The 26,203-nt window shown below is 68.9% G+C and carries 9 protein-coding genes; 3 read left to right on the forward strand and 6 right to left on the reverse strand.

The window, feature by feature from the left end; translation table 11 throughout:
- Positions 1-2: 2 nt before the first annotated feature.
- The gene (locus ACFYOW_RS02620; RefSeq protein WP_387283823.1) at positions 3-650 is read right to left on the reverse strand and encodes a TetR/AcrR family transcriptional regulator; all 648 of its coding nucleotides are present in this window, start codon (positions 648-650) and stop codon (positions 3-5) included.
- A 147-nt stretch (positions 651-797) separates the two neighbouring features.
- On the opposite strand from ACFYOW_RS02620, the gene ACFYOW_RS02625 reads away from it, so the two are divergent.
- Positions 798-1,463 (forward strand): SRPBCC family protein, encoded by a 666-nt coding sequence (locus ACFYOW_RS02625; protein WP_387283825.1) that lies wholly within the window; start codon positions 798-800, stop codon positions 1,461-1,463.
- Between the two features lie 17 nt (positions 1,464-1,480).
- On the opposite strand, the gene ACFYOW_RS02630 is transcribed toward ACFYOW_RS02625, so the two are convergent.
- Positions 1,481-2,086 (reverse strand): helix-turn-helix domain-containing protein, encoded by a 606-nt coding sequence (locus ACFYOW_RS02630; RefSeq protein WP_387283827.1) that lies wholly within the window; start codon positions 2,084-2,086, stop codon positions 1,481-1,483.
- A gap of 87 nt (positions 2,087-2,173) precedes the next feature.
- On the opposite strand from ACFYOW_RS02630, the gene ACFYOW_RS02635 reads away from it, so the two are divergent.
- A complete protein-coding gene (locus tag ACFYOW_RS02635; RefSeq protein WP_387283829.1) occupies positions 2,174-2,674 on the forward strand; it encodes a DinB family protein in 501 nt (166 codons plus the stop codon).
- A 23-nt stretch (positions 2,675-2,697) separates the two neighbouring features.
- The gene (locus ACFYOW_RS02640) at positions 2,698-2,988 is read left to right on the forward strand and encodes an alpha/beta fold hydrolase (RefSeq protein ID WP_387283831.1); all 291 of its coding nucleotides are present in this window, start codon (positions 2,698-2,700) and stop codon (positions 2,986-2,988) included.
- Positions 2,989-3,057: 69 nt separating this feature from the next.
- On the opposite strand, the gene ACFYOW_RS02645 is transcribed toward ACFYOW_RS02640, so the two are convergent.
- From ACFYOW_RS02645 to ACFYOW_RS02660, 4 genes are read right to left on the reverse strand one after another with little or no spacing between them, the layout of a single operon-like run.
- Entirely contained in the window at positions 3,058-10,689 is a 7,632-nt protein-coding gene (locus ACFYOW_RS02645; protein ID WP_387283832.1) for an amino acid adenylation domain-containing protein, read from the reverse strand.
- On the reverse strand, positions 10,686-21,068 hold the full coding sequence (locus tag ACFYOW_RS02650; RefSeq protein ID WP_387283834.1) for an amino acid adenylation domain-containing protein: 10,383 nt from the start codon (positions 21,066-21,068) through the stop codon (positions 10,686-10,688). Before ACFYOW_RS02650 ends, ACFYOW_RS02645 begins: the two co-directional genes overlap by 4 nt.
- On the reverse strand, positions 21,055-21,900 hold the full coding sequence (locus tag ACFYOW_RS02655; RefSeq protein ID WP_387283836.1) for a 3-hydroxyacyl-CoA dehydrogenase family protein: 846 nt from the start codon (positions 21,898-21,900) through the stop codon (positions 21,055-21,057). Before ACFYOW_RS02655 ends, ACFYOW_RS02650 begins: the two co-directional genes overlap by 14 nt.
- Positions 21,897-26,201 (reverse strand): condensation domain-containing protein, encoded by a 4,305-nt coding sequence (locus tag ACFYOW_RS02660; protein ID WP_387283838.1) that lies wholly within the window; start codon positions 26,199-26,201, stop codon positions 21,897-21,899. The genes ACFYOW_RS02655 and ACFYOW_RS02660 overlap by 4 nt, the downstream gene beginning before the upstream one ends.
- Positions 26,202-26,203 lie beyond the last annotated feature (2 nt).

The following is a 26,203-nucleotide window of genomic DNA, read 5'->3' on the forward strand; positions in this document are numbered from 1 at the left end:
GGTCAGTCTGTGATGAGGGTCTCGAGTTCGTCGGCGAACAATAGGGCGGGGTCGAACTCCATTCCGGTGAAATGCCCGGCGAGTTCGAGGGAGAGGACGCCGTGCAGCCGGGTCCAGAAGGCCACCGCTCGGTGCAGAGTTGTGGCCGGTACCGAGGGGGCGCCGGCCCATCGGCGATGGTGTTCGAGGTGGGTGTCGAACGGTGTCGTGCGTGGGTCCGCGGGCAGCGCGGAGAATGCCTCGATCAGCATCGTCATGATCTCGTTCGAGATCTCGGTGGTGTCCTCGGGTGCGTGGTAGCCGGGGACGGGCGTGCCGTAGATGAGGAAGTATCGCTGCGGGTCGGCCAAGGCCCACTCCCGTAGCGCGTAAGCCAGTCCGGCCAGGTCGGCGCCGGAGTCCCGGGCCGCGCGCAGCGTGTCGGCGAGGCTGCGGTAGGCGTCGCGAATGAGTTCGGTGATCAGTTCGTCGCGGCTGGCGTAGTACCGGTACAGAGCGGGGCCGCTCATGCCCACCTGTTTGGCGATGGCGTTGAGCGACAGCGCGGACGCCCCCGCCGTGGCGATCTGCTGCCAGGCGCACTGCTTGATCTCCGCCCGCATCTGCACTCGATAGCGCTCCCGCGGGGTCTTCGCACCTGGGTTTGCCATGGACCGCTCCCTTCCCGGCTGGACGCCACGCTCTTCGGTTAGAAGGTATCACTTTTGCTCTTGCTTCTCACGCCCTGAGCGTTATAACCTCTAACCATTGCAATAGATGCTCACCAGTTGGTGAGCCCGTCGATGAGGAGCAGAACCATGAACAACACTCGCCTGTCCAGCACCCCGAACGCGCACGCCGAGTCCGGCACCATCCGTCGCCGCGGGCGGGCCGCCCTGCTCGGGATCGCGTTGTCCGCCGCATTCCCGAGCGCCACCGTCACCTCTGCACATGCCGACGGCCCAGCCGACTCGACTCCGCTGACCTGCGAGGGTGCGGGCATCGACACTGCCGCACCGATTCATTACCGGACCGAGGCCCTGATCAAAGCGCCGCTGGACGTCGTCTGGAATCTGCAGACCGATGTAGCACACTGGCCGTCCTGGCAGCAGCCGGTCACCAGCATCGAGCGTCTGGATTCGGGGCCGCTGCAAGCTGGTTCGCAGTTTCGATGGACCACTCCTGCCCCCGCCACCGCCACGACCCCCGCGACCACCCTGACAATCACCTCCACCGTCCAGCAGCTGCAACCCGCGCGGTGCATCCGCTGGAGCGGACCGGCGATCGGTGATGGGATGCGCATCGACGACGGAATTCATGTCTGGACCTTCACCCCGGTGGACGGCGGCGTCCTGGTGCGCACCGAGGAGAACTGGAACGGAGCACAGGTCGAAGCGGACGTGCCGACCTCCACCCACTTTCTCGGTGCCGGTCTCGAAGCCTGGCTGGCCGACCTGCGGACCGCCGCAGAAACACAGCGCTGACGGTTATTTCGCCGAGCTCATCGCCAGCTACCGCCATGCGACGACCGATGAGGGTCGACGCGCACGTGCGCTCGCATTCCTTGCAGGCCGAACAGGATAAGTAGTTCGACTACACCGCCGTCGGCGCTGCCCAGCCAGTGCGGCAAGGACGTGTCGAACTCGGCGGCCTCCCCCGGCGGCAATGTCATGTCCCGCTCACCGAGCACCAGCCGCAAGCGACCGTTGAGCACGTACAGCCATTCGAAGCCTTCGTGAGTCTGCGGGGTCGGTTCGAGCGGTTCCGGCTGAGCGGGAATGATCATCTTGAACGCCTGTATCCCGCCCGGCCGCCGGGACAGCGGCACGAAGATCATCCCGGACCGCCGGATCGGCTTCAGGTGTATCCGCGGGTCGCCGGTGCGTGGGGCGCCGACGAGGTCGTCCAGCGGAATGTCGTAGGTGCGGGCGAGCGGCAGCAGCAACTCGAGGGTCGCTCTGCGCTGCCCACTTTCCAGCCGGGACAGGGTGCTCTCCGATATGCCGGTCGCCGCCGCGAGGTCGGCGAGGGTGATGCCGCGGTCGCGCCGCAGCGCACGCAGCCGCGGCCCCACCGCGTCGAGCACGTCGTCCGTTTCGCGATCCACGGGGCCATCTTGCCGGAACAGCAAGATCGCGTGCCAGATCGTAGTGAGCGTGGCAAGACTGGGCGCGTGCCGACCACAGGAGGCTTGATGAGCACCACAACGCGCCGCAAACTCCGCGGCGACACTCCGCCGCCCTCGACCGGAAGCACCGAGACCGAAATCCTGCGCGGATTCCTCGACTACCTCAGGGCCGCGATCGCCGCGAAGGTCGAGGGTGCCCCCGAACCACAGGTGCGAACTGCCGCAGTGCCGTCGGGCACGAACCTGCTCGGGCTGCTCCAGCATCTGACCTTCGTCGAACGCTCGATGTTCCTCGGGGACAACGTCATCGACTGGCAGGCGACATTCCAGGCCGCACCAGCCGACAGCGTGGCCGATGTGGTCGCCCGCTACCGAGATGCGGTCGAGCGTGCCAACGAAATACTCGACGGCTGCACCGATCTCGGCGCACCCGTCCCTCGACCGCGGCCGGACCGCCCCGCTCCCAGCCTCCGCTGGGCACTCACCCACATGATCGAGGAGACCGGCCGTCACGCGGGCCACGCCGACATCCTGCGCGAACTGATCGATGGCACGACCGGGCGCTGAGTTCTACTCCAGGACAGGAACACATGATCACCACAACCCAGCAACCGACGCACCGCTTCCTCCGCGCAGCGTGCGCGGTCGCTACCGTCGTGCTCACCCTGCTGATCACGGTCGGCACCGCAGCCTGCTCCACGCCGGCCTCCACCGATGTCGCCCCCTACGCTGTCGCCACTCAGGGAAATCCACAGTTCGAGAACACCTTCCGGCACGAGTTCGCCGACATCGATGGCGTCCGTATGCACTACGTGACCGGCGGCAGCGGCACGCCGGTCGTGCTGATCCACGGCTGGCCGCAGACCTGGCCGCGCGCATGACGAACATCGTGCGGGCGGTCGACGTGCCGCACGCGGGGCACTGGCTCGTCGAGGAGAATCCCCAATTCATCACCGCGGAGCTATTGCGTTTCCTCGAGGGATAGCCCCGCCATCGGGGGTGGCGCACATCGCCTCCAGCGCAATGGTCATCGCGGCGACGACGGACTCGACCGTCGATTGATCGAAAAGCTCGGCGGCGTAGACCATCTCGCCGCGGATTCCGGCACATTGTCCGTCGGGGTGGTATTCCTCTCGCAGGTTCAGCAGTAGCTCGAAAGGGGTTCGGCGCACCGCTACCGGCCGGTGCCGGATCGCGAATCCATCCGGGGCCGTGCCGGTGTCGAATCCGCGCAGATAGGTCACCATCACCTGGAACAGCGGATGATGGATCCGGGAGCGTGGCGGGTTCACCAGCGCGACAAGGCGATCGAAGGGAAACTCCTTGTTCTGGTACGCGCCGAGGACACGCTCGCGGACCTGATGGACGAGTTCGCGATGGGTGGGCGCCCCCGACAGGTCGAGGCGCACCACCGCGGTGTCGACCACGCACCCGACGACATCCTGCAGCCCTTCCGAATCGCGTCCGCTCAATGCCACGCCGATGGGCAGATCGGTGCCGGCGCCGTGACCGTTCAGCGCTATCGCGAGTGCGGTGTGCACCAGCATGTAGATGCTCACCCGGTAGTCGAGGGCAGTTCCCGCGAGCCTGCGATGGATGTCGGCGTCGACGAGAACGGGCACCGACGCCGCCGTGTTCGCCCGCCGATCGGCGCGGGGACGGTCGACGGGGAGCACCGGCTGTTCCGGCATGCCGTCGAGCATGGTGCGCCAGTACCGCTTCTGCTGCTCGAGCACGTGGGTATCCGGGCCGAGCAGCTGCCGCAACCACATGGCGTAGTCCGCGAATTGCGTTGCCGGACTGGGCCATTGCGGCACCTGCCCGGCCGCCCGCGCCCGGTAGGCGGTCAGGAAATCACGCTGGAGAATGCCCATGGATTCGCCGTCGCCGCCAATGTGATGGACCACCCCGAACAAGACGTGATGCTCGCGACTCAACCGGTACAGGCGGGTTCGCATCGGCTGCTGCACCGTCAGGTCGAACCCGTGTCGCATCTCGGATTCCATTGCCCGCTCGACACTGTCGATACCGTCGGCGTCGACGATGCGGAAATCCGGCTGTGCCGACTCGATCGGCAAAATCCGTTGCACCGGGCTGTCCACCGCATACGGCAGTACGGTGCGCAGGATTTCGTGCCGCGCGATCAGATCGCCGATCGCCGCCTGAACCGCCGCCGCGTCGAGTGGTCCATGGATGTCGAGCGCGGTCGCGATCAGGTAGTCGGGTTGTTGCCCGCCGAGATAGTTCACCGTCCACAGGCGCGACTGCGCGGGCGAGAGCGGGATCGGGTCGGTGCGTGGAACGTGCGCGAAGCCCGGCCGGGCGGTCCCCGTGCCCAGCCCGCGCCGATCGAGCGCCTGTTCCAGTGCGGCGATCGTCGGTGACTCGAACACATCGCGCAGCGACACCTCGACGCCGAGTGCGGACCGGAGAGCGGCGACAACGCGAATCGCGGACAGTGAGTTGCCGCCGAGTGCGAAGAAGTCGTCGGTGACTCCGATCTCCCGGCCGCCGAGCGCCTGCGCGAAGGCTGCCGCGATGACCTGCTGACGCGGTGTTCGGACCGGAACGGGAGCAGCGCCGGGCGGCATCGGGAGCGCGCCGATATCGACTTTGCCCGTGCTGGTCAACGGCAGTTCGTCGACCCGCACGAGCACCGACGGCACCAGGTAGGAGGGCAGGCTCGCGGCCAGCCGGGTCCGCAGTGCCGCGGTGTCGACCTGGTCGCGCCCGACAACATAGGCGACCAGTGACTGCCCGCCACCGGCCCGCCGCAGCGTGACGATCGCCGCGGCAATGCCGGGCTCGCGTCGAATCGCCGCTTCCACCTCCCCGGGTTCGACCCGGAATCCATTGATCTTCAACTGCCGGTCGGCGCGGCCGAGGAAATGCAGCAGTCCCGCCGCGTCCCATCGGCCGAGGTCACCCGTGCGGTACACGCGGGCACCCGGCGGTCCGTACGGGTCGGCCACGAACCGCTCCGCGGTGGCGGCCGGGGCCCGGTGGTATCCGTTGGCGAGTCCCGCACCGGACAGGTAGATCTCCCCGGCCACGCCGGAGGGCACCGGTCGCAGCGCCGAATCGAGCACGGTGACCCGGGTGTTGTCGGCCGGACGGCCGATCGGGACGGGCAGTTCGGGAGACGCGTCATCGGGGATCGAGAAGCTCACCGCGAAGCTCGTCGCCTCGACGGGCCCGTACAGGTTGCGCACCGCAGGCGGGTGCTCGCCCTGGCGCACGGCCACCGCGGCCCGCGGCGACAGCACGTCCCCGGCGACCGCAAGTTCCGACAGCCGGGCGAGCTCGTCCGGAGCCTGCTCCGCCAAGAGGTGAAACAGGCCCGCCGACAACAGCATCGACGTGACATGTCCCGCGCGCAGCACATGCGCGTAGTCGTGGACATCGAGCACGCCGGGCCGCGCGATCACCACGGTGCGTCCGGTGAGCAGCGGCAGCCACAGCTCGTACACCACCATGTCCCACGTGTACGGCAGATGCATCAGCACCCGTTCGTGCCCGTCGCCTTGGCCGACGCGATCGCGCGCTCGCGCAACGATATTGCGGTGGGTCACCTCGACGCCCTTCGGCGCCCCTGTCGACCCGGATGTGAACATGAGCGTCGCGACCGCGTCGGGGGCGATGGCAATGCCGAGGTCGCTGTCATCGTCGGTCGCCGCGGCCGCGCCGTCCAGATCTTCCAGCACCAAATCGGTTCGGGTGAAACGCAGCAGCCGCCGCACATGTGCGGGCGGATAGCGGTCGCTGAGCGGTACGCACACCGACCCCAGTTTGTAAACGGCGAGAAAGGCGACCACGAGATCGACCGAGCGCGGCAGCGCGATGCCGATCGGAACCCCCGGTCCGGCGCCGCGGTCCTGTAGCCACCTGGCGACACGATTGGCACGTGCGTTCAATTCCGCGTAGGTGATCTCCACATCATCGGACCAGATCGCGATGTCCTGCGGGCACTGTCGCACGACCGACTCGAAACAGTCTGCGATGCTTGCGTTTTCGATTTCGGTGCACATACCGCGTCCGGCAGCCAGCAGCTCGATCCGGCGCGCGGGCTCGAACAGGGCGACTCGCCCGACCTGCGACTGCTGTCGTTCGGCGAGCGCCTCGCAGGCGGCCAGGATCCGGGACCACAGGTCGTCCGCGTCGGCGAGGCAGTCGATGCGGGCGACCTGCACACCGATCCGGAAGGTCAACTCGCCGCCGCCGGGGACGATGACCACCGTCAGCGGAAAATGCGTTCCGCCACGGACTTCGACGGACTCGACCGAGAAGTCCGCGTCCGGGTCGTCGAGCAGGTCGGTGTCGACGGGGAAGTTCTCGAAGACGAGCGAGGTGTCGAAAAGGTCGGTCTCCCCCGCTGCGGACGCGATGTCGGGCAGGCCGAGATGGTCGTGCTCCATCAGTTCCGCGCGCCCGGTCTGGATCCGGGCGGCCAGGTCGAGTGGAGACTCCCCCGGAGCCAAACGCACCCGCAGGGGCACGGTGTTCATGAGCAGCCCGACGACGTCTTCCATCTCGGCGCCCGCACGACCGGATACGGTGATACCGAAGACGACGTCATCGTTGCCGGTCAGATTCGACAGCACCATCGCCCACATGGCCTGCATCAGCGAGTTGAGCGTCAACCCGCGTTCGGCAGCCCGTTCGCGCAGCGCGGTGAACATGGCCTCTGGCATTCGGAACGTGTGGTCTTCGGGCCGCTGCCACGGCTGCCGATCAGCCCGCGCCACCTTGCTCGGTTCAGCGCCGACGAGCGCCTCCCCCCAGGCCCGGCGGGCACTGTCGCGGTCCCGCGCCGCGGACCATTCCAGAAACCGGCGCAACGGTGTCGCGGGCGGCAGCTCGATGCCGCGGTAGCCGATCAGCAACTCGCGCAACAGGATTCCCAGCGACCAGCCGTCGAGTAGCGCGTGGTGGTGGGTGAGCACCAACGTGGAGCGGCGCAGCTCGGTGCGGATCAGGGTGACCGTGAGCAGCGGCGCGACGAGCGGGTCGATCGTAGTGCCCTCCGCGCGCACCCGGTCGACAGCGCGCTGTTGCTCGTCATCCGTCGATCCGACGAGATCAACTACCCGCCAAGGTAATTCGAAGTCCTCGTAAATCTCGTACCGCAGCTGCGCGCTGTCGTCGGCGACGAAGGATCCCATCAGATGCGGGTGCCGCGAGAGCACGGATTCCAAGGCGGTGCGTAGCCGATCCGCGTCGACCGCGCCGTCCAGTTCGAGTGCACACTGGACGATGTAGGGGTCCTCGCCGTCGATTTCGTACAGGGAGTGGAACAGCAGGCCGGACTGCAATGGTGTCGCGGGCAGGAAGCGGCCATCGCCCGTTGTGGCCGTGATGCTCGCAGGCGCGGCGACCGGCCGGGCAGTGCCGACTGTGCGCGCGAGCGCGCGCACGGTCTGGTGTTCGAATACATCCCGCGGCGACATGGCCAGCCCGGCCGTCCGCGCGCGATCCGCCAGTCGGACGGCCAGAATGCTGTCCCCACCTGAAGCGAAGAATCCGTCGTCGATGCCGATGCCGTCATGTCCGAGTACGTCGACGAACAGCGCGTGCAGCCGCGCCTCGATGTCGGTGCGCGGTGGTGCATCGGCGGCACGTGCGGCACCGTTCGTGGCGATGGCACGCAGCCGCCGTTCGTCGATCTTGCCGTTGGGTGTCATCGGGATGGTGTGGACGGCAATGATCGCGGATGGAATCGCGTGCGCGGGAAGCAACTTGGCGATGCCGGCGCGAGCGATGTCGACGTCGACTCCGTCGCCCGTGACGAAGGCGACGAGCCTGCGGTCACCGGGTCGGTGCTCGATGGTCAGGACCGCCGCCGCATGCACAGCCGATTGTTCGCACAGGGCGGCCTCGACCTCGCCCGGCTCGATCCGGAAGCCACGCACCTTCAGCTGCCGGTCGGCCCGGCCGAGATATTCGAGCGTGCCCGTGCCGGTCCAGCGCGCCATATCTCCGCTGCGATACATGATGGTGCCGGGCGGGCCGTACGGGTCGGCGGTGAAACGTGCTGCGGTGCGCCCGGGCCGGCGCAGATATCCCGCGGCAACGCCGGGTCCGGCGACGTAGAGCTCGCCAGGGATGCCCGGCGGACACGGGCACAGCGTGGCGTCGAGCACGTACACGGACTGGTCCGGTAGCGGTGTGCCGATGTCGCCCGCCGACGGGTTGCGCGGCAAGGACGTTCCGGTGCTGAACACCGTCGTCTCGGTGATGCCGTACATATTGACCAGATGCGTCCGCTCCGGATCGCGTCTCGACCACCAGGCGGCCAGCCGCCACGGCTCCACCGGTTCGCCGCCGAAGATCACGTAGCGCAGCGACAGCTCCGCGCTCGCGGCGGGTCTGCCGGTCAGAGCGTCGACCAGCATCCCGAATGCGGACGGAGTCTGGTTCAGCACCGTAACCCGTTGCGCCACCAGCAGATCCAGGAAATCGCTCGGCGAGCGCGCCACCTCCGCGTCGACGACGACGAGCTTGCCGCCGTGGCACAGGGCACCCCAGATCTCCCACACCGAGAAGTCGAACGCGGTGGCGTGGAACAGGGTCCACACGTCGTCTGCGCCGAACCCGAACCACGACTGTGCCGAGGCGAGCAGTCGAACCACGTTCGCGTGCGTGACCACCACACCCTTGGGCCGATCGGTCGTGCCCGAGGTGTGGATGACGTAGACAGGGTGCAGCGCGGACGGGCGGGCCGCGGGCTCGGCAGGTGTGACCGGTGGTCGGTCCCCGATTCGCAGGACGGGTACCGCCGAGAACGAATCCGGCAGGGCGACTCCCTCTCCGGTGACGATCAGCGCGGGGGTCGCATCGGCGACGATGGCCCGCAGCCGCTGCTCCGGATAGCCGGGGTCCAAAGGAACGTAGGCGGCGCCTGCCCGCAGCACGGCGACCATGGCGACAATGAGGTCCAGGGATCGGGGCAGCGCGAGAGCCACGAATTCCCCTGCACACACACCGTATCCGGCAACGAGCTCAGCCAATTTCCGGCTGCGCCCGTCCAATTCGCCATAGGTGAGCGACTCGGCGCCGCAGACGACGGCGGTGGCATCGCCGCGTGCGGTGACGGTCCGCTCGAACCAGTCGACAAGCGTCTCCGGCAGTTCTGTGGAGAGGGCGGGTGGCGCTGGATCTTCTGGGAAGGATCGGAGTTCCGGCTCCGACAGTATTCGCGGCGCCGAGTCCGACAGCGTTCGCAATGCCGAGTCCGACAGCGTTCGCGGAACAGGGCGCAGCAGGACTGCCAAGGCCTGGTCCGCCGGTGTTCGTAGGCGGCCGACCGGGAGATCCTCCGGGGCTGCGGCTATGGCGGCGATCGTCTCGGTTAGCCGTCGGTGGTGCGCGGCCAGGTCGTGCTCGGAGTACCTGAGCGTGCTGGATTCCAGTACCAGGGGTAGGACCGGCTCGCCGTTGTCGTATACACCGATCGTCAGGTCGTCGGAGCGGCCGGCTGATAGATGGCGCAGAGTTGCGGTTTCGGTGCCGAACCGGAGGTCCTTCTGCATGGGCAACACATTGATCGTGGGGCCGACGACACCGCCCCCGACATCGCCCGCCCTGAGGTCGGCGAGCATGTCGGCCTGCTGGTAGCGCTGGTGGCGCAGGATGATCAGGGATTCGGCACGCACCGCTGCGACGAGTTCGCCGATGGATGCGGACGGGTCGACCGGTATCCGCAGCGGGACGATATTCGCGGTGACACCGAGCGCGGTGCGGGAGCGTTTAGCTGGCACCGCGAGGCCGAGCGTGACCATGTGCGCGCCCGAATCAGCATGCAGCAGTACCGCGATCGCGGCGAACACCCAAGCAGGCCACGCGGTTCCCGACGCGTCCGCACGGGCTCGCAGAGCATGCCACGCCGGTGCATCGAGGGCTCCGACGTACCTGATGTAACGGGGCCCGTCGGTCGCGGCCGGGATCCCGGCGAACAGCGGCGCATCGTCCGGTCCCGGGATAGCGAGCCGTTGCGCCCAGAACCGCCGATCGTCGGCGAACCGGGCGGAGGCGCGGTAGCGAAGATCCTCGGCCACGAAGGATTCCACCCGGTCGAACACCGATTCCGGCACCGGCCGACCGGCGACCAACTCGGTGTAGGCGTCGGCGACCCGTTTGACCATGGCGGCCGAGGCAGCGCCGTCGAGAACCGCGTGATGCGATTTGACGAACCACGCGGTGCCCTCGGCACCCAGATCGATCAGATGGTGTTCGAACAGCGGTGCCCGGGACAGGTCGAAGGGCCGGTCGAGCGCCGCGTACATGTAACGCATCGCCTCACCGTGCGGGTCGGCAGAGTCGCGAAAACTGTTGCGGTGCAGGGGCCAGTCGGCCACGTCCGCGAGGATCTGGACGACCTCGCCCTCGGCATCGGTGTCGAACCGCACCCGCATCGTCTCGGCACCGGCGACGACGATGCGCAGCGCCCGCTCGAACGCCGCCTCGTCGACCGTGCCGTGGATGTGCACGTATCCGCCGATGACGAACCGTCGCCCGGTGTCGTCGAATTGCTGGGCGACCCATACGTGTTGCTGAGCTCTCGTCAGCGGCAGGCTCGACGTCATCGCAGTTCCTCGATGGCGGCATGCGGATCGCGCACGAACGCGGCGAGCAGGTTCCGCAGTTCGATGCCGAGCGCGGCCACCTGTGTTTCGTCGAAAAGGTCACGCAGGTAACCGAATCGGATGGTCAGCGAGGTGCCCGGATCGATGGTGAGCGTCAGCGGATAGTGCGTGGCGTCGTGCAGTTCGACGCCGGTACCGGTAACGCCGCCGACCGCAGCGGCCACTGCGGCGAGCTGCTCGGCATCGACCGGATAGGACTCGTACGCCAGGGCCGTGTCGAACAGCGTGTCCCGCAGTCCGGCGGCGGCGTGGATCTCGGTCAGGCCGAGGTGGTGGTGCTCGATCAGTTCCGCCTGCTCGGTCTGTACGGCACGCATGAGCGCCGCCGTCGGCATGTCCGCGGCGATCCGTACCCGCACCGGCACGGTGTTGATACACAGTCCGACAATCGATTCGACACCGGGCAGTGCGGCCGGACGGCCCGAAACGATCGCGCCGAACACCACGTCCGCACGGCTGAGCCTGCGCCCCAGCAGGATCGCCCAGGCGACCTGCAGCACCGTATTGACCGTGATCCCGAGTTCCATCGCGGTCGAACCGAGCGCAGCGGTGGCATCCGGGTCGAGCGCCCACCGGTATTCCGCTGTGGTGGCGGTGATTTCCCGGTTGCGGGCGGCCGGGGCGACCAGTGTCGGCGCGGGCACACCGTCCAGCTCCCGCCGCCATGCCGACGCGGACGCCGTCGCGTCGCGGTCGTGGTTCCACGCGAGATAGGCGCGGAACGATCCCCCGGGCGGCGGCAGCGGATCGTCGGAGGCATAGAGCGCCATGAGATCTCGCAGCACCAGGGGCACCGACCAGCCGTCGAGCAGAATGTGGTGGTATGTCGCGATCAATACGTATGCCGAATCCCCGACGCGGGCGAGAGTGAATTTCATCAGCGGCGGTCTGGCCGGGTCGAACCAGTGGGCGCGGTCTCGGGCGAGGAGTTCGGACAGTTCGCCATCGGCGCGCAGATCCACCTCGCGCCACGGGAGTTCGACCGTCTCCGGCACCACCTGCCGGGACGTGCCGGTGCTGTCGGCCACGAATGCCGCGCGCAGATTCGGATACCGCCGCAGTATTTCCCGCGCGGCCCGGTGCAGCCGATCGCCGTCGACCGCTCCGTCGATACGGAGTACCGCCTGCACGTTGTAGACGTCGACCGCGGTGCGACCGGACGGTAGCGGCTCGGCGAGCATGGCGTGCAGATACAGACCCGGTTGCAGCGGCGCGAGGGGCCACACATCGGTGAGCCGTCCGTAGGCGCGCTCCCACCGGGCGATGTCGGCCCCGCTCACCTGGACCAGCGGGAAGTCCGAGGGAGTGTGCCCGCCCGCATGCGCGGTCCGGGCGTGGGCGTTGATCGCGCCGAGCGCGCTCACCCACAGGTCGGCCAGCTCCGACACCTCGGCCGCTTCGAGAAGTGTTTCGGGATAGGCGAATCCGGCGCGGAGCCGGGAGCCGGTCACGATCGCGTTGATATCGATCGCGGCGGCCGCGGGCAGGTCGGGGTCCGGATCGGCCTGCGTCGTGCGGACTCCGGCACCGCGGTCGTCGACGCGCCCGAGGTAGTTGAAGCCGATCTGTCCGGGCATCGGTCCCGGCAGCTGTTCCGCGGTGTCGGGGTTCAGGTAGCGCAGCAGTCCGTAGCCGATCCCGCGATCGGGGATGGCGCGCAACTGTTCCTTGACCGCCTTGATCACCGCCCCGGCCGCGTCGGTGCCGGCCAGTGCCTCCGCCGTGTCGATATTGGTGAGGTCCAGCCGGACCGGGTAGAGCGATGTGCACCACCCCACCGTGCGGGACAGGTCCGCGCCGGGCGTGATCTGCTCTTCGCGGCCGTGGCCCTCCAGCCGCAGCAGCGACACCGGTACGTCCTCGCCCCGCCGTGCCCGCCATACCGTGAGCGCGACGGCCAGCGCGGATATCAGGATCTCGTCGACTCCTGCGTGGAACAGGCCGGGTACGGTCCGCACGAGCGCCTCGGTGACCGTCTCGTCCACGGTGACCTCCACCGTCGCGATGCGCGACGCGATATCGATACCGGGGTCGAGTGGCCGGGACCCGAGCAGCGGATCCGGTGTCGCGCAGATGCGCCGCCACAGACCGAGTTCGGCGAGCCGGCTGGGATCGCGCGCCGCATCGACCAGGGCGTGCGACCACCGGCGCATGGAGGTGCCGGGCGGATCCAGTTGCGGCGGTGCATCTTTCGCGCTCGGCTGCATGGCGGCGAGCAGGTCGGGAATGAGGATTCGCCATGACACGCCGTCCACGGCGATGTGATGTGCGCAGATGACCAGTCGGCCGGGCACGCCTGTGCGCACCGGCTCGAGCCAGACGAACTGCACCACAACACCGGTCGCCGGGTCGATGCGGTCCAGTGCGGCGTCGACCTCCGCGGCGGTGACCGCCTGCAGGGTGTCGGCGTCATCGGTTTCGCACCGGCGCAACAGCTCCGCCGGGTCGACGGTATCCGGCGGCGAGGTCTCCAGCCGCCACTCGCCTGCACCGTCGCGGAACAGCCTGCTGCGCAACATGTCGTGCCGGTCGACGACCGCCATGACCGCGGATGTCACGGTGTCACGGTCGATGCCGAGGGGCAGCTCGACGGTGAGGGTCTGATTGACGCGACGGAAGGTGCCGCCGCGTTCGGTCATCCAGCGCACGATGGGTGTGAGCGCCAGCTCGCCGACACCGCCGCCGGGCAGTTCCCGCAGACGCGGCACCCCGGCGCCGGAATCCACCGTCCGTGCCGCAGCGGCGATCCCGGCCACCGTGCGGTGCTCGAAGACGTCCCTCGGTGTGACGTGCAGGCCCTTGGCCCGCGCCCGGGAGGCGAGCTGAATGGAGGTGATGCTGTCTCCACCGAGGGCGAAGAAGGAGTCGTCCACACCCGCCCGGTCGACGCCGAGCACCTCGGCGAACACCTCGGCTATCGCCCGCTCGGCGGCGGTGCGCGGTGCCTGCGCCGAGCGCGCCCGGAAGACTGGATCGGGCAGCGCCGCACGGTCCAGTTTGCCGTTGGAGGTCAGCGGCAGCGTATCGATCGCGACAATGGCGGCCGGCCGCATGTAAGGCGGAACCCGCTGCGCGACATGAGCTTCCAGTGCCGCGGAGTCGAGTATCGCATCCGGAGTGGAAACCGCGTACGCGACCAGTCGCGTCCCTTCGGCACGAGCCACCACGGCGGCCTGCGCCACCGATTCGTGTTCGAGCAGTGCGGCCTCGATCTCGGCCGGTTCGATCCGGTAGCCGCGGATCTTCACCTGTTCGTCGCCGCGCCCGAGGTATTCGAGGTGCCCGTCGGCGTTCCAGCGCGCCAGGTCGCCGGTGCGGTACATGCGGTTGCCGGGCGCTGCGAACGGGTCGGCCACATAGCGGTCCGCGGTCGTCGCCGGGCGCGCGTGATAGCCGCGGGCGATCTGGTGCCCGGCGAGGTAGAGCTCGCCCGCCGCGCCGACCGGCGCCGGGCGCAGTCGCGAATCCAGCACGCGGACGGTCGTTCCCGGCAGGCCGCGACCGATGACACTGGCCCGCGCCGATCGGGCGCGTTCGTGGTCCACCGCCAGGTGCGTGGCATGCACCGCCGCCTCGGTGATGCCGTACAGATTCGAGATCCGCGTCCCGGTGGCCGGGCGGGCGTCGTACCACGCACGCAGCCTACGCAGATCGAGGGCCTCGCCGCCGAGCACGATGTGCCGCAGCGCGGGTCCGGTGGCGGCACTGTCGTTGTCGAGCAGCGTGTAGAACGCCGAGGGTGTCTGACTGAGCACCGTAATCCGTTCTCGCGCAAGCAGTTCACCGAACTCCGCCGGCGAGCGCGTCAAGGTGGAATCCACGATGACGAGCGTGCCGCCGGTCGCGAGCGCACCCCACATCTCCCATACCGAGAAGTCGAAGGCGTGGGAGTGGAACATCGTCCATACGTCGTTGTGGTCGACATCCATTAGCGGACGGGTGGCGGCGAGCATCGCGACGACATTGCGGTGCGTCACGCACACGCCCTTCGGCCACCCCGTCGAACCGGAGGTGTACAGCACATAGGCGACGTTGTCCGGGCTCGGCGGCGCGGGCGTGATGTCGGGCGCTACCAAACCGTCCGCATCGTCTAGTACAAGGCACGGCAGGTCATTCGCAGGCAGCGCTGCGCGGTCGGCCGCTGTCGTGACTATGCAGTCCGGATCGGTCTCGGCGAGCACGAATTCCAGGCGCCGCACGGGATTGTCGAGGTCGAGCGGAATGTAGCCCGCCCCGGACCGCAACACACCGAGCATCGCCACGATCAACTCGACGGAACGCGAAACGGCCACGGCGACCAGCGATTCGGGCTCTACCCCGCGGGCCGCGAGGGCATGCGACAGCTCGGCGGAGGCATCGTCGAGCTCGCGGTAGGTCACTGCGCGGGACCCGTGCCGGACGGCGATGCCATCCGGTCGAGCGGCCGCCTGCGCCCGGAAGAGGTCGACAAGGGTGGCGTCGGGCACTTCTCCGCGCCGCTGCCAGCGCTCCAGCACCAGATTTCGCTCCGCCGCACCGAGCGGATCGATATCGGCCACCGTGATATCCGGACTCTCGGCGATCGCCAGCAGCACCCGAACCAGGCGCTCGCCCAGCCGGGCCACGGTCGCCTCGTCGAGCAGATCCGGACGCCAGCCCGCCAGGATGTGCAGTCGGTCGCGCTGCCGCACGGTCAGCGTCAGCGCGTAATGAGTTGCCTCCCGGGACCGCAATCCGGTGATGGTCATGTCGGCGGTCGCGGCGGCGTCCGCGCGCAGCCGCGCCGCATCGAACGGATACGACTCGACGACCAATAGCGTGTCGAACAGGCCGCGTTCATCGACGTCGCCATGCGAAACGATGTCGGGAAGCCCCACGTGGTGGTGCGCCGCCAGCTCGAACTGTTCACGCTGCACCCGGCGTAGCAGCGATCCCACGGTTTCGTCCGGAGCCAGCCGAACCCGGACGGGCACGGTATTGATGAACAACCCGACCATGGATTCGACGCCCGCGAGGTCGGCGGGGCGACCCGATACGGTGGTACCGAAAACGACATCCGCCCGATCGGTCATGCGCGCCAGCAGGATTGCCCACGCGGCCTGCAGCACGGTGTTGACGGTCACCTCGAGCTCGGTCGCGAGGCGGGAAAGCCGTTGTGTCCGTGTCTCGTCCAGCGTGATCTCGTGCTCCAGGGGTAAGGTCGCCGGTGCGCCCACGGGCGCTTCGCCCGCCAGCAGCGTCGGCTCCGGCATATCACAGAGCGCCCGCGCCCATGCCTGCCGGGATACCGACTTGTCCTGTCGGGCAAGCCATTCCACGTACCGGCGATAGGGCCGCGGCGGTTCGCCGGTGACACCGGCATATCCGGCGACGATCTCGCCCAGCAGTCGCGGTATGGACCAGCCGTCGAGCAGCAGGTGGTGATAGGTGACGATTAGCTGGGTACGGCCCGGGCCGACGCGGGCCAGCAGGAACCGCAACAGCGGCGGCCGTTCGAGATCGAACGGCGTCACGCGTTCGGTGTCGAGCACGCGGTCGAGCTCCCCGGCCGGTGCCTCGGCCAGATCGACCTCCCGCCACGGCAGTGCCACCTCTCCGGGAACGAGCTGGATGGGAGTCCCGTCCCGGTCGACGACGAATGCGGCGCGCAGGTTCGGGTGCCGCTCGAGCACGGCCGCCGCGGCCGATCGCAACCGGGTCGCATCGACAGTGCCGTCCAGGGTCAGCACCAGCTGCACTGTGTAGACGTCCACCGCGCCGGGATCGAACATGGCATGGAACATCATTCCGGCCTGCAGCGGCGAGACCGGCCACGCCTCGGTCAGCGCGGGATACCGCTGCTCCCAGGTCTCGATATCACTCTGGGCGAGGGTGACCAGCGGGAAGTCCGACGGGGTGTACCCGCCGCGCGTGCGTGGATCCCGCGCATGCCGGGCGACGGCGGCCAGCGCGTCGCGCCACAGTCGAATCAGCTCCCCGCCCGCCGCGTCGGTGAACAGTGTGCGCGCGTAGCCGAAGCTGGTCCTGAGCCGGTTGCCGAGGACGATGGAATCCACTTCGATGGCGCCGAGCGCGCCGCGCCGCGCGTCGGGCCGGATCGGCAGCATGGCGTACTCGGGTGCGGGTAGCCAGCCGATTCCGGCCACCTCCTCGGGGAGGTCGACACCGGTGATGTGGCCGAAGTAGTTGAACGAGATCTCCCCCGGCTCCTTGCGCGGCAGCGCCGAGGCCGTCTCCTCGTTCAGATATCTGAGCAGGCCGTACCCGAAACCATTGTGGGGTGTGGACCGCAGCTGTTCCTTGACGGCCTTGAGGGCAGTGCCCATGGCGGGGCCGCCGGCGAACGCGTCGTCGATATCCACCCCGGTCAGATCGAGCCGCGCCGGGACGATCGAGGTGAACCAGCCGGTGGTGCGGGACAGGTCCGCGCCCGGCACCGCGTCCTGCTCGCGTCCGTGGCCTTCGAGGCGCAGCAGCACCGACCGCTCGCTTTCGCCGCGCCGCGATCGCCATCGGATGACCGCGAGCGCGAGCGCCGTCAACAGCGCATCCGCCACCCGAGCGCGGTAGCGGCCGGGTATCGCGGTGATGAGCGCGGCGGTGTCACGCTCGTCGAGTTCGATCGGGGTGTGCGCCACATCCGCGGCGAAATCCCGGTGCGGGTCGAACGGCCGGTCACCGAACGAGGGATCCGGCCCATCGACGATCTCGCGCCAGAGCGGCAGCTCCGCCACCCGGTCCTGGTGTCGCGCGGCGTCGACCAGCGCATGCGCCCACGCCCGCATGGATGTTCCGACGCCGGGCAGCGCGGGTGTGCTCCCCGCCGAGACGGCCGCCCACGCGGAGACGAAGTCGGGCAGCAGGATTCGCCACGAGACGCCGTCGACGGCAATGTGGTGCGCGGCGATGATGAGTAGCCCGGGGGACATGCGATGCTCCGGGGTGAGCCAGACGAACCGCAGGACCGCGCCGGTCGCCGGATCGATCCGGTCGACCGCGGCATTCAGTTCGGCGGTGGCCAGGGCCGCGAGGTCGGCGCCGTCGAGGTCGGCGTCGTGCACGACATGGTCGATCAACGAGTCGACGTCGACGCTGCTGGGTGGCGCGACTGTCAGATGCCACTCGCCAGTGGCATCGCGGAAGAGCCGCGACCGCAGCATGTCGTGGTGATCGACGACGGCGGAAATGGTGGAAACCAATGCGCCGCGGTCGATTCCGCCGGGCAGATCGACCGTGATCGACTGACAGAAGCGGTCGAAGTTGCCGCCGCGCTCGACCAGAAAGCGAATCACCGGCGTGAGGGGCAGCTCCCCGACTCCGCCGCCCGGTAGCTCGGCCAGCCGCGGTGTTTCGCCCCCGTCGGCGGCCTCGGCGATAGCCGCCAGCCGTGCGACGGTGCGGTGCTCGTACACCTGCTGCGCCGTTACCGCGATGCCGCGCGCCCGTGCGCGGGACACCAGCAGGATCGACATGATGCTGTCGCCCCCGAGAGCGAAGAAGGACTCGTCGACGCCGATGCTGTCGCGACCCAGCACCTCGGCGAAGACGGCGGCGAGTTCGTGTTCTGTCTCAGTGCCCGGCGCACGGAAGGGAATGGGCTCGAATACGGGCGCCGGCAGCGCCTTTCGGTCCACCTTGCCGGAGCGGTTCACGGGCAACTCGGTGAGCACGACGATCGATGAGGGCACCAGGTGACGCGGCAGTGCCTCGCTCAGCCGCTGTTGCAGTGCCGCCGGGTCGATGCGATGCCCGGCGGCGGCCGTGACGTAGGCGATCAGTCGATCGCCCACCGCCCCGTGGTGGACCGCCGCGATCGCCTGCGCGACGGAATCCTGCCCGGCGAGGACCGCCTCGAGCTCACCGAGTTCGATCCGGATACCGCGCAACTTCACCTGAAAATCCTGGCGGCCGAGGAACTCCAGCTCCCCGTGCCCGGTGGCGCGCACGATATCGCCGGTGCGGTACAGCCGCCGTCCTGTACTGCCGAACGGGTCGGCGACGAACCGCGTTGCGCTGTGCCCGGGCCGGGCGAGGTAGCCGCGAGCGAGCGCCGCGCCGCCGAGATAGAGCTCGCCGGGTGCGCCTGCCGGGACCGGCCGCAGGCAGGCGTCCAGCACATACGCACGCGTATCCCAGGACGGCGCGCCGATCGGGACCGTGTCGATGTCGTGCGCGCCGACCTCGTGCCGAGTGACCGCGACAGTTGCCTCCGTCGGGCCGTAGAGGTTGTCGTATCGGGCGCCCGGCGCGACGGCGGGCAGCTGCGCGGCGAGGGCGGGCGTCATCGCCTCACCCGCGACGAGTACGCGGCGCACGCTCGCCGCTAGCGGTTCGGCTACCGCCCGCCGGTGTGCCGCGAGCGTAGACGGCGTGAATTGCACTGTGGTAACGGCATTCTCGGCGATAAGACGCACGAGCTCGACCGGATCCCGGTACGCGCCGGAGTCGTCGACGACGGCTTGCGCCCCGGAGGTGAAGGGCCACAGCACCTCCCATGCCGAAACGTCGAACGACAGCGCGGTCTTGCGCAGCACGACATCGGTGTCGCCGAGTCCGTACGTGTGCTGCATCCAGCCGAGGTGTGTGCATAGGGCGGCGTGCGTGACGCCGACGCCCTTCGGCCGTCCGGTCGACCCCGATGTGAACAGCACGTACGCAAGGTTTTCCGGGCGGAGCGGGACGACCCGGTCTGCATCGGTCACCGTGGCGGACGATTCACCGGACAGGTCGAGTTCGTCGAGGTGCAGCACCCGGATTCCCGGCGGCGTGTCGAATCCGTCGCGCCGGGTCGTCAGCACGCACACCGGCCGCGTGATATCGAGTAGATAGGCGTGGCGCTCGCGCGGATGGTCGGGGTCCATCGGCAGGTATGCGCCACCGGTCGCCAGTACCGCGTGTACCGCCACGATCTGCTCTATCGATGGACCGATCGCCACTGCCACCAACTGCTCCGGTCCCACCCCGAGGCGAATCAGACTGCGCGCCAAGCGATTCGACGCATCATGCAGCTCCGCGTAGGACATGCGGCGCCCGGTGCCGACAAGCGCGACGGCGTCCGGTGAGCGGGAAGCCTGGTCCGCGAGCATGGCTGCCAGCGTCACCGTCGGGACTTCCGCACTCGGGCCCGCGAGGTATTCGATGTCATCGGGCCCGGTGAGGCCGATGCGGCCGATCGGCGTGCCCGCTGTGCGGGCGAGCCGATCCAGCAGCCGGACGATGCGGTCGCGATGCACCCGATGCTGCTGCGCGGCAACGGCAATACGCCAGCCGCCCGCCGCACGGTCGTCGACGCAAACGATGAGCGCGTCCCCCGGCCCGAAGGACGCGGTCACCGCGAATGCGCCCAGCCGGTCCAGTGCCGCACCGGTAAGCATGCGCACCGAGAGCGGCCATTGCCCGTGCACCGGCGATTCGGACCAGGGCTCATCGATGTCGGGGATGTACCGGTGTCGCCGTGCCCGGCGCAGATCCAGCCCCACCTGTTTGGCGATCGTGTCGAAGCTCGCGTGCGACGGTACCGAAATACGCAGCGGCACACGGTTTTCGCCTTGGGCGACCGCGACCACATACTCGCTCGTCATCGTCAGCCGGGATCCGTAAACGGCCAGTGCGGCCAGCACGACGGCGGCAGCGCCACCGCCGCAGGCCCGCGCGATCCTGGTCAGCTCGGTCGATGCCGTCACCTCGGTCCACAGTCCCGCGGCCACCGAAGCCGGCTCGCTGTCCGCCGGGATCGGTTCGGGCCGGGCCGCAGCGGCCAGGGAGCGCTCCCAGTAGGCGCGATCGGGAGCCCATGCGCCCGACTCGCGATAACGGCGCTCGTTCTCGAGCCGGTCCGCGATAAGGCCGAATGGCGCGCTCGCAGGCGGATCCGAGCACACCCCATCCAGTACCTCGCGCACCCTGGCGACGATCGCGAGCATTCCGGATTCGTCGTTGATCAGGCAGTGGTAGCGCTGGAACCAGCCGAGCCGGTCGTCCGCGAGCCGGAAGAGCACCTGCCGATACAGCGGTCCCTGGCCGATATCCAGTGCGCGCGACCGCTCTTCCGCGATCCACGACGACACCAACCGGTCCGGATCCCCGCCGACGGCATCGATCACCTCGGTCGGTACCGGCATGGTCTCGTAGACCCGCACGGCGCCGGTGTCGTCGCCGCGAAAAACGCTGTGCAGCAGGTGGCATTCCCCGATGACGGTATCGACGGCGGTTCGCAATGCCTGCGCGTCCACCGGGCCGCTCAGCTCGAGATATAGGTCGACACAGCGATCACCGGCCGCGAGCACCGCGCGCTGCGCGTCGCTCGGTGCCCACGCGTGCATCGTCTCAGCGATAGTCATGGAACCCCTGTCCGGTCTTGCGCCCGAAGTGTCCGGCGTCGACGAGTGCCGCGAGTGCGCGCGGCACGCGGTAGTGGGACTCACCGGTCTCGCGTCGCAGCACCTCGATGGTGTCGGCCACGTTGTCCAGCCCGATCAGGTCGGCGGTGCGCAGCGGGCCCATCCGATGCCCGAGGCACTGCTCGAACAGGGCATCCACCGTCGCGGCGTCCGTGCCCGTATCCAGCGTTGCCGCGGCCTCCGCGATGCTCAGCATCAGTACGCGGTTCAGTACGAAACCGGGACGGTCGCCGACGACGATCGCCTGCTTGCCGAGCGCGGCGATCAGGTCGGCGGCCCGCACCAGAGTGTGCGGTGCGGTCTGTGCGCCACGCACGACTTCGACCGCGGTCGTCAGCGGCGCCGGGTTCATGAAATGCAGTCCGAGCACCCGATCCGGTCGTTCGGTCACGGCCGCCAATCGTGCGATCGGGATGGCGGACGTACACGACGCGAGCACGGCGTCTGCGGGGCAGTGCCGGTCCAGTTCGCCGAACAGCTGCTCCTTCAATGTGATCCGCTCGGTCGCGCACTCGATGACGAAGCCGACGGCGCTCAGCTCATGGATCCGCTGCACCCATCGCACCCGCCGGCCGATGCCGGGTGCGGTCCGGCGATCACCGCGCCCCAGCAGCAGCGCCAAGCGCACCGTCTCGTCGAGGCCGCGTCGCGCCCGCTCGGTGGCGCTCCGATCGGGTTCGACGACCTCGACCTGATATCCCGCCTGCGCGAGGCACTGCGCGATACCGCTGCCCATGGTGCCCGCCCCGATCACCGCGACAACGCCGTTCATCGGGATACCTCCGTTCCCGCGATACTCCGCAGAGTGATATCCGGCACCGGATCACCCGGCGTCTCCGGTAGGGCGCGCAGCAGCCGGACGAGATCTCCGAGCATGTCCCGCGCCGTGGATTCGTCGAACAGTTCTGTGGCATAAGACAATTCGATGAGAGCGAGGTCGCCGGTCCGCGCCAGGTCGAGCGTGAGTTCCGCGGTATCCGGGCGGCCGGCGCGGTAGCGGATCGCCCCATCGCCGGTGGTGGCCGCCGGTGTTGCCAATGCCGCGGTGACCCGCGCGAGCAGTTCGGCCCCGGTCGGCTCGTCGGCGAGGTCGATGCGGGCCGCACCCGTCGCGAGTCCAACCTCGACCTCGTCGGAACCCGCATACCAGGCAAGCAGCGCGATCCACGCGCCGAGCAGCTCCGCATCGCCGGGCACGATGTCCAGCCGCGCACGAACCGCCGCGGTGGTGTACCGCATCGCGGCGCTACCGCGCGGTCGGTCGGTCGGGATCTCCAGTGCCGCTGCCGGTTCCGGTGCCGTCGCGACGGTCACGAGCTCGTCGATCGGACGGTCGGGGGCCGACTCCACCAGCTCGGCGAGGATATCGAGATAGGCGGCGGCGAAGCCGGCGGCCGTGCGCTGGGTGAACAGCTCGGTGCTGTACTCGAAACAGGCCAGCATGTCCTGGCCGTCGCTGCGATCGTAGGTAATCAGACTGAGGTCGAATTTCGCTGTGCCTGCGGGCAATCCGCCGAACGCGTTGTGTATCGAATGCTCCAGGTCGAAGAATTCCGTCTCGCCGTCGCCGAGCGGATTGCCCGTACCGGCAAGTTCCTGATGGACGTAGAGGACGTCGAAGATCGGGGTGCGGGACAGATCGCGTTGGTCGTCGAGGGCGTTGACGACCCGTTCGAACGGGATCTCCTGATTCTCGAGCGCTCCCAGCACGATTGCGCGCACCCGCTCGAGCAGATCGGCCACCGTCGCGGGACCGGAGAGGTTGGCGCGTAGGGCGACCGTGCTGTTGAAGAAGCCGATGAGCCCTTCGAGCTCGCGGCGGGTGCGGCCGGTGGTCGGCGTGCCGATCACGATGTCGCGTTGCCCGCTGCGGCGCGCGAGCAAGACGTACAGGCCGGTCAGCAGGACCACGAACAGCGACACCGACGCCCGCTTCGCCACCGTGCGCGAGCGCTGCAGCAGCTCGGCCGAAACCGTGAACGGCTCCAGATCGCCGACGAACGTCTTGCGCGACGGCCGTGGAAAATCGGTGGGCAACTGCAGTTTCGGCGCATCGCGCAGCAGGTGCACCCAGTACTCGAGCTCGTGCTCGATGGCGCCCGACTCGAGCAGGTCGCGATGCCAGCGCGCGTAGTCGCGGTAGCGGATCGACAGCGGTTCGAGCGCGGCGACCCGGCCCTCCTGCCGGGCGGCATACAGCTCGGGGATCTCTCGAGCGAGGATGCCCGGGGTGGCGCCGTCGGTGACGCAGTGATGGCAGGTCACCTGCAGCACATGCGCGTCTGGTGACAGCGTCACCAGCAGCACCCGGACCAGCGGGTCCCGGGCCAGGTCGAATGGCGCCAGGGCGGCCTGGCGAATCAACTCGCGCGCGGCGGCGACGGGGTCGACCGCATCGGAAACATCTGCGACACGGAAGAATTCGCCGAGGGACGGACGTACCCGGACCGAGGGCCGTCCGTCGATCTCGACGAGGTTGTAGCGCAGCGGTTCGTGTCGCTCGGCGAAATCCTCGAAGGTTCCTTTGACGGCCGCGATATCGATCGCACCCCGCAAGACATTGACCACCGGGTAGTTGTAGAGGGTCGTATCCGGAACGAGCTGGTGGTGGAACCACATTCGCTCTTGCCCGGCCGACATGACCAGCTCGTCGGTCGGCGTTATCGGCGACGGGCCCGGCTGGGCCACCGCCGGGACGGACCCGGTACGCAGCAACTCGGCGAAGTCGGCGACCTTGGGTCGCTCGTAGACGTCGAGCAGTTTCGGCCGGAATCCGTAGGTATCGGCGACGCGCTCGACCAGCTGCACGGCGATGATCGAATTACCGCCCAGGTCGAAATAGTCGTCGTCCGGGCCGATTTCGGTCTCCGCGTGCAGGAGTTCGCGCAGCGTCGCACGCAACCATTCCGTCGTATTCTCCGGTCGTTCCGCAGTGGACCGCGGAGCGGGGACGCTGGCGGGCGCCGCCGCCGTGGGCAGCTCGACCCAGCATCGGGAGCCGTGCAGCGGGTGTCCCGGTAGCCGCACCCTGCGGCCGTCATCGGCATTCACCCGCGACCAGTCGAGGTTCACTCCGCGTTCGTAGAGGCGGCCGAGGATACCGACCGGACCACCCGAATCGGCTGCGCCGAAAAGGATCTCCGCATCGGGACGGCCCGCCAGGTCTTCGGCGAGCAACCGGCCCAGCATGCCCTCCGGGCTGGGATCCACGAACACGACCGGCCCATCCCGCAACAGCGCGTCCGCCGCCGTGAGCAGTCGGGACCGGTCCACAACCGGCGCCGCCGCGGCGGTGGCCAGTTCGTCGGGATCGACGGGCGCCGACGATCCGAGCAGGTACCGGGCCGCGAACTTCGACGCTCCCCCGCTCAGTATCGCGGCGAAGCCGATTCCGCAGGCGCGCAACCGATCTTGTATCGCTATCTGGCCCGCGAGCACATCGGCGACGGCTCCCGTCGCGGGCACCTGATCGGGCAGCCGGGCGGGCTCTACCCCGGTGGCCGCCGCACCGGGCGAGAGAAGCAGCGCCACCCGCGGCGGGACCGGCTGCTCGCCGTCCGGATCGATCTCGACACCGCGCCGCACGAGCTCATCGACGAAATCGTCGGTGTCTGTGGCGCATACCGCAACGCGATAGCCGTAATGCGTGCGGCCCCGACCGAGCGTGAACGCGATGTCGGCGAGATCGACTGCGCCGCCGCGCAACTCGGTCGCCAGATCACCGCACAGCTCGGCGAGCGCCGCCGGGGTCCGCGCCGAAACCCCGACCAGCCGGTGCCCCGGCTCTCGCGGTCGTTCGACCACCGGATCGTCGGGCGCCTGTTGCACGACACAGTGCGCGTTCGCACCGCCGAGGCTGTACGAGCTGACTCCGGCCAGACGCGGCCCGTTCTCGGCGGACCACGGCCGCGGCTGGGTGAGCACCTCGATCCCGGCCGCGGCCAGATCGAAATCACCGGTGGGACGGCGGAAATGCAGCGACGGATACAGGCGGCCCTGGGCGACCGTCAGTGCGGCCTTGACCAGTCCGGCGACTCCTGCGGCGTGATCGAGATGCCCGATATTGGTCTTGACCGACCCGATCGGCAGGGGCTGCGACCGTCCTCCGAAGACGGTACGCAGGCCCTCGAGCTCGACCGCATCCCCGAGCCGGGTGGCAGACCCGTGTGCCTCGAGGTATCCGGCATCGCGCGGATCGGTGCCCGCATTCCGCCAGGCTTTCGTGATCACCCGTGCCTGGGCGGCGGCGCTGGGGGTGCTGATCGTCGCGGAAGCGTGCCCGTTGTGCAGCACCGCACTGCCCCGGATGACGGCGTAGACGGGCGCGCGATCGGCGCGGGCTCGGCCGAGCGTGGTCAGCAACAGGGCGGCGCCGCCCTCGCCGGGCACCGTGCCGTCGGCGTCGGCGTCGAACGCCCGGCATTGTCCGCTGGGCGAGGCGATCTCCGTCATCGTCTGCGCGGTCCATTCCGGAGATCCCCCGGCGCGCACGCTGACCCCGCCCGCAAGCGCGTAATCCGCGTCGCCACAACGTAACTCGCGACAGGCGTGGTGGACGGCGATGAGCGAGGCATTGCAGCCGCTATCGATCGCGTAGCACGGACCGGTCAGTCCGAGCAGATGCGCGATCCGGGCGGTGACGCCGAAGGGCAGGTTGCCCAGCATGCTGAGCGGGCCGGGATCGACCGCCATGGCGTGGTAGGTGGGCATCGGTGCGCTGAACACCACCGCGGTCGTGGCCTTGCGCAGGGTGGCGGGCGCGTATCCGGCGTCCTCGATCGCCCGGTGCGCCAGTTCGAGCGCGATGCGCTGTTGCGGATCCATCAGCGACGCTTCGCGTTTGGACAGCTCGAAGAAGGCGTAGTCGAAGGTGTGGATGTCGGCCAGATGTCCCATGGGCAGGTAGCCGACGGCGCGGTCCAATGCGGTCGCCTCCGCGCGGGCATCCGGCATCGGCCCGATCGAGTCCCGGCCGTCGGCGAGATTCGCGCGGAATTCGCCGAGGTTCGAGGCGTCGGGGAAGCGCACTCCGATGCCGATGATCGCGATGTCGTCGTTGCTTGCTGTATTCACGG

This window comes from Nocardia sp. NPDC006982, assembly GCF_042869435.1.
In the GTDB taxonomy this organism is placed as follows: Bacteria; Actinomycetota; Actinomycetes; order Mycobacteriales; family Mycobacteriaceae; genus Nocardia.

Coding starts and splice junctions, on each gene's coding strand:
- ACFYOW_RS02620 (WP_387283823.1), bottom strand. CDS start 650: ATGGCAAACCCAGGTGCGAAGACCCCGCGGGAGCGCTATCGAGTGCAG.
- ACFYOW_RS02625 (WP_387283825.1), top strand. CDS start 798: ATGAACAACACTCGCCTGTCCAGCACCCCGAACGCGCACGCCGAGTCC.
- ACFYOW_RS02635 (WP_387283829.1), top strand. CDS start 2,174: ATGAGCACCACAACGCGCCGCAAACTCCGCGGCGACACTCCGCCGCCC.
- ACFYOW_RS02640 (WP_387283831.1), top strand. CDS start 2,698: ATGATCACCACAACCCAGCAACCGACGCACCGCTTCCTCCGCGCAGCG.
- ACFYOW_RS02645 (WP_387283832.1), bottom strand. CDS start 10,689: ATGACGTCGAGCCTGCCGCTGACGAGAGCTCAGCAACACGTATGGGTC.
- ACFYOW_RS02650 (WP_387283834.1), bottom strand. CDS start 21,068: ATGACTATCGCTGAGACGATGCACGCGTGGGCACCGAGCGACGCGCAG.
- ACFYOW_RS02655 (WP_387283836.1), bottom strand. CDS start 21,900: ATGAACGGCGTTGTCGCGGTGATCGGGGCGGGCACCATGGGCAGCGGT.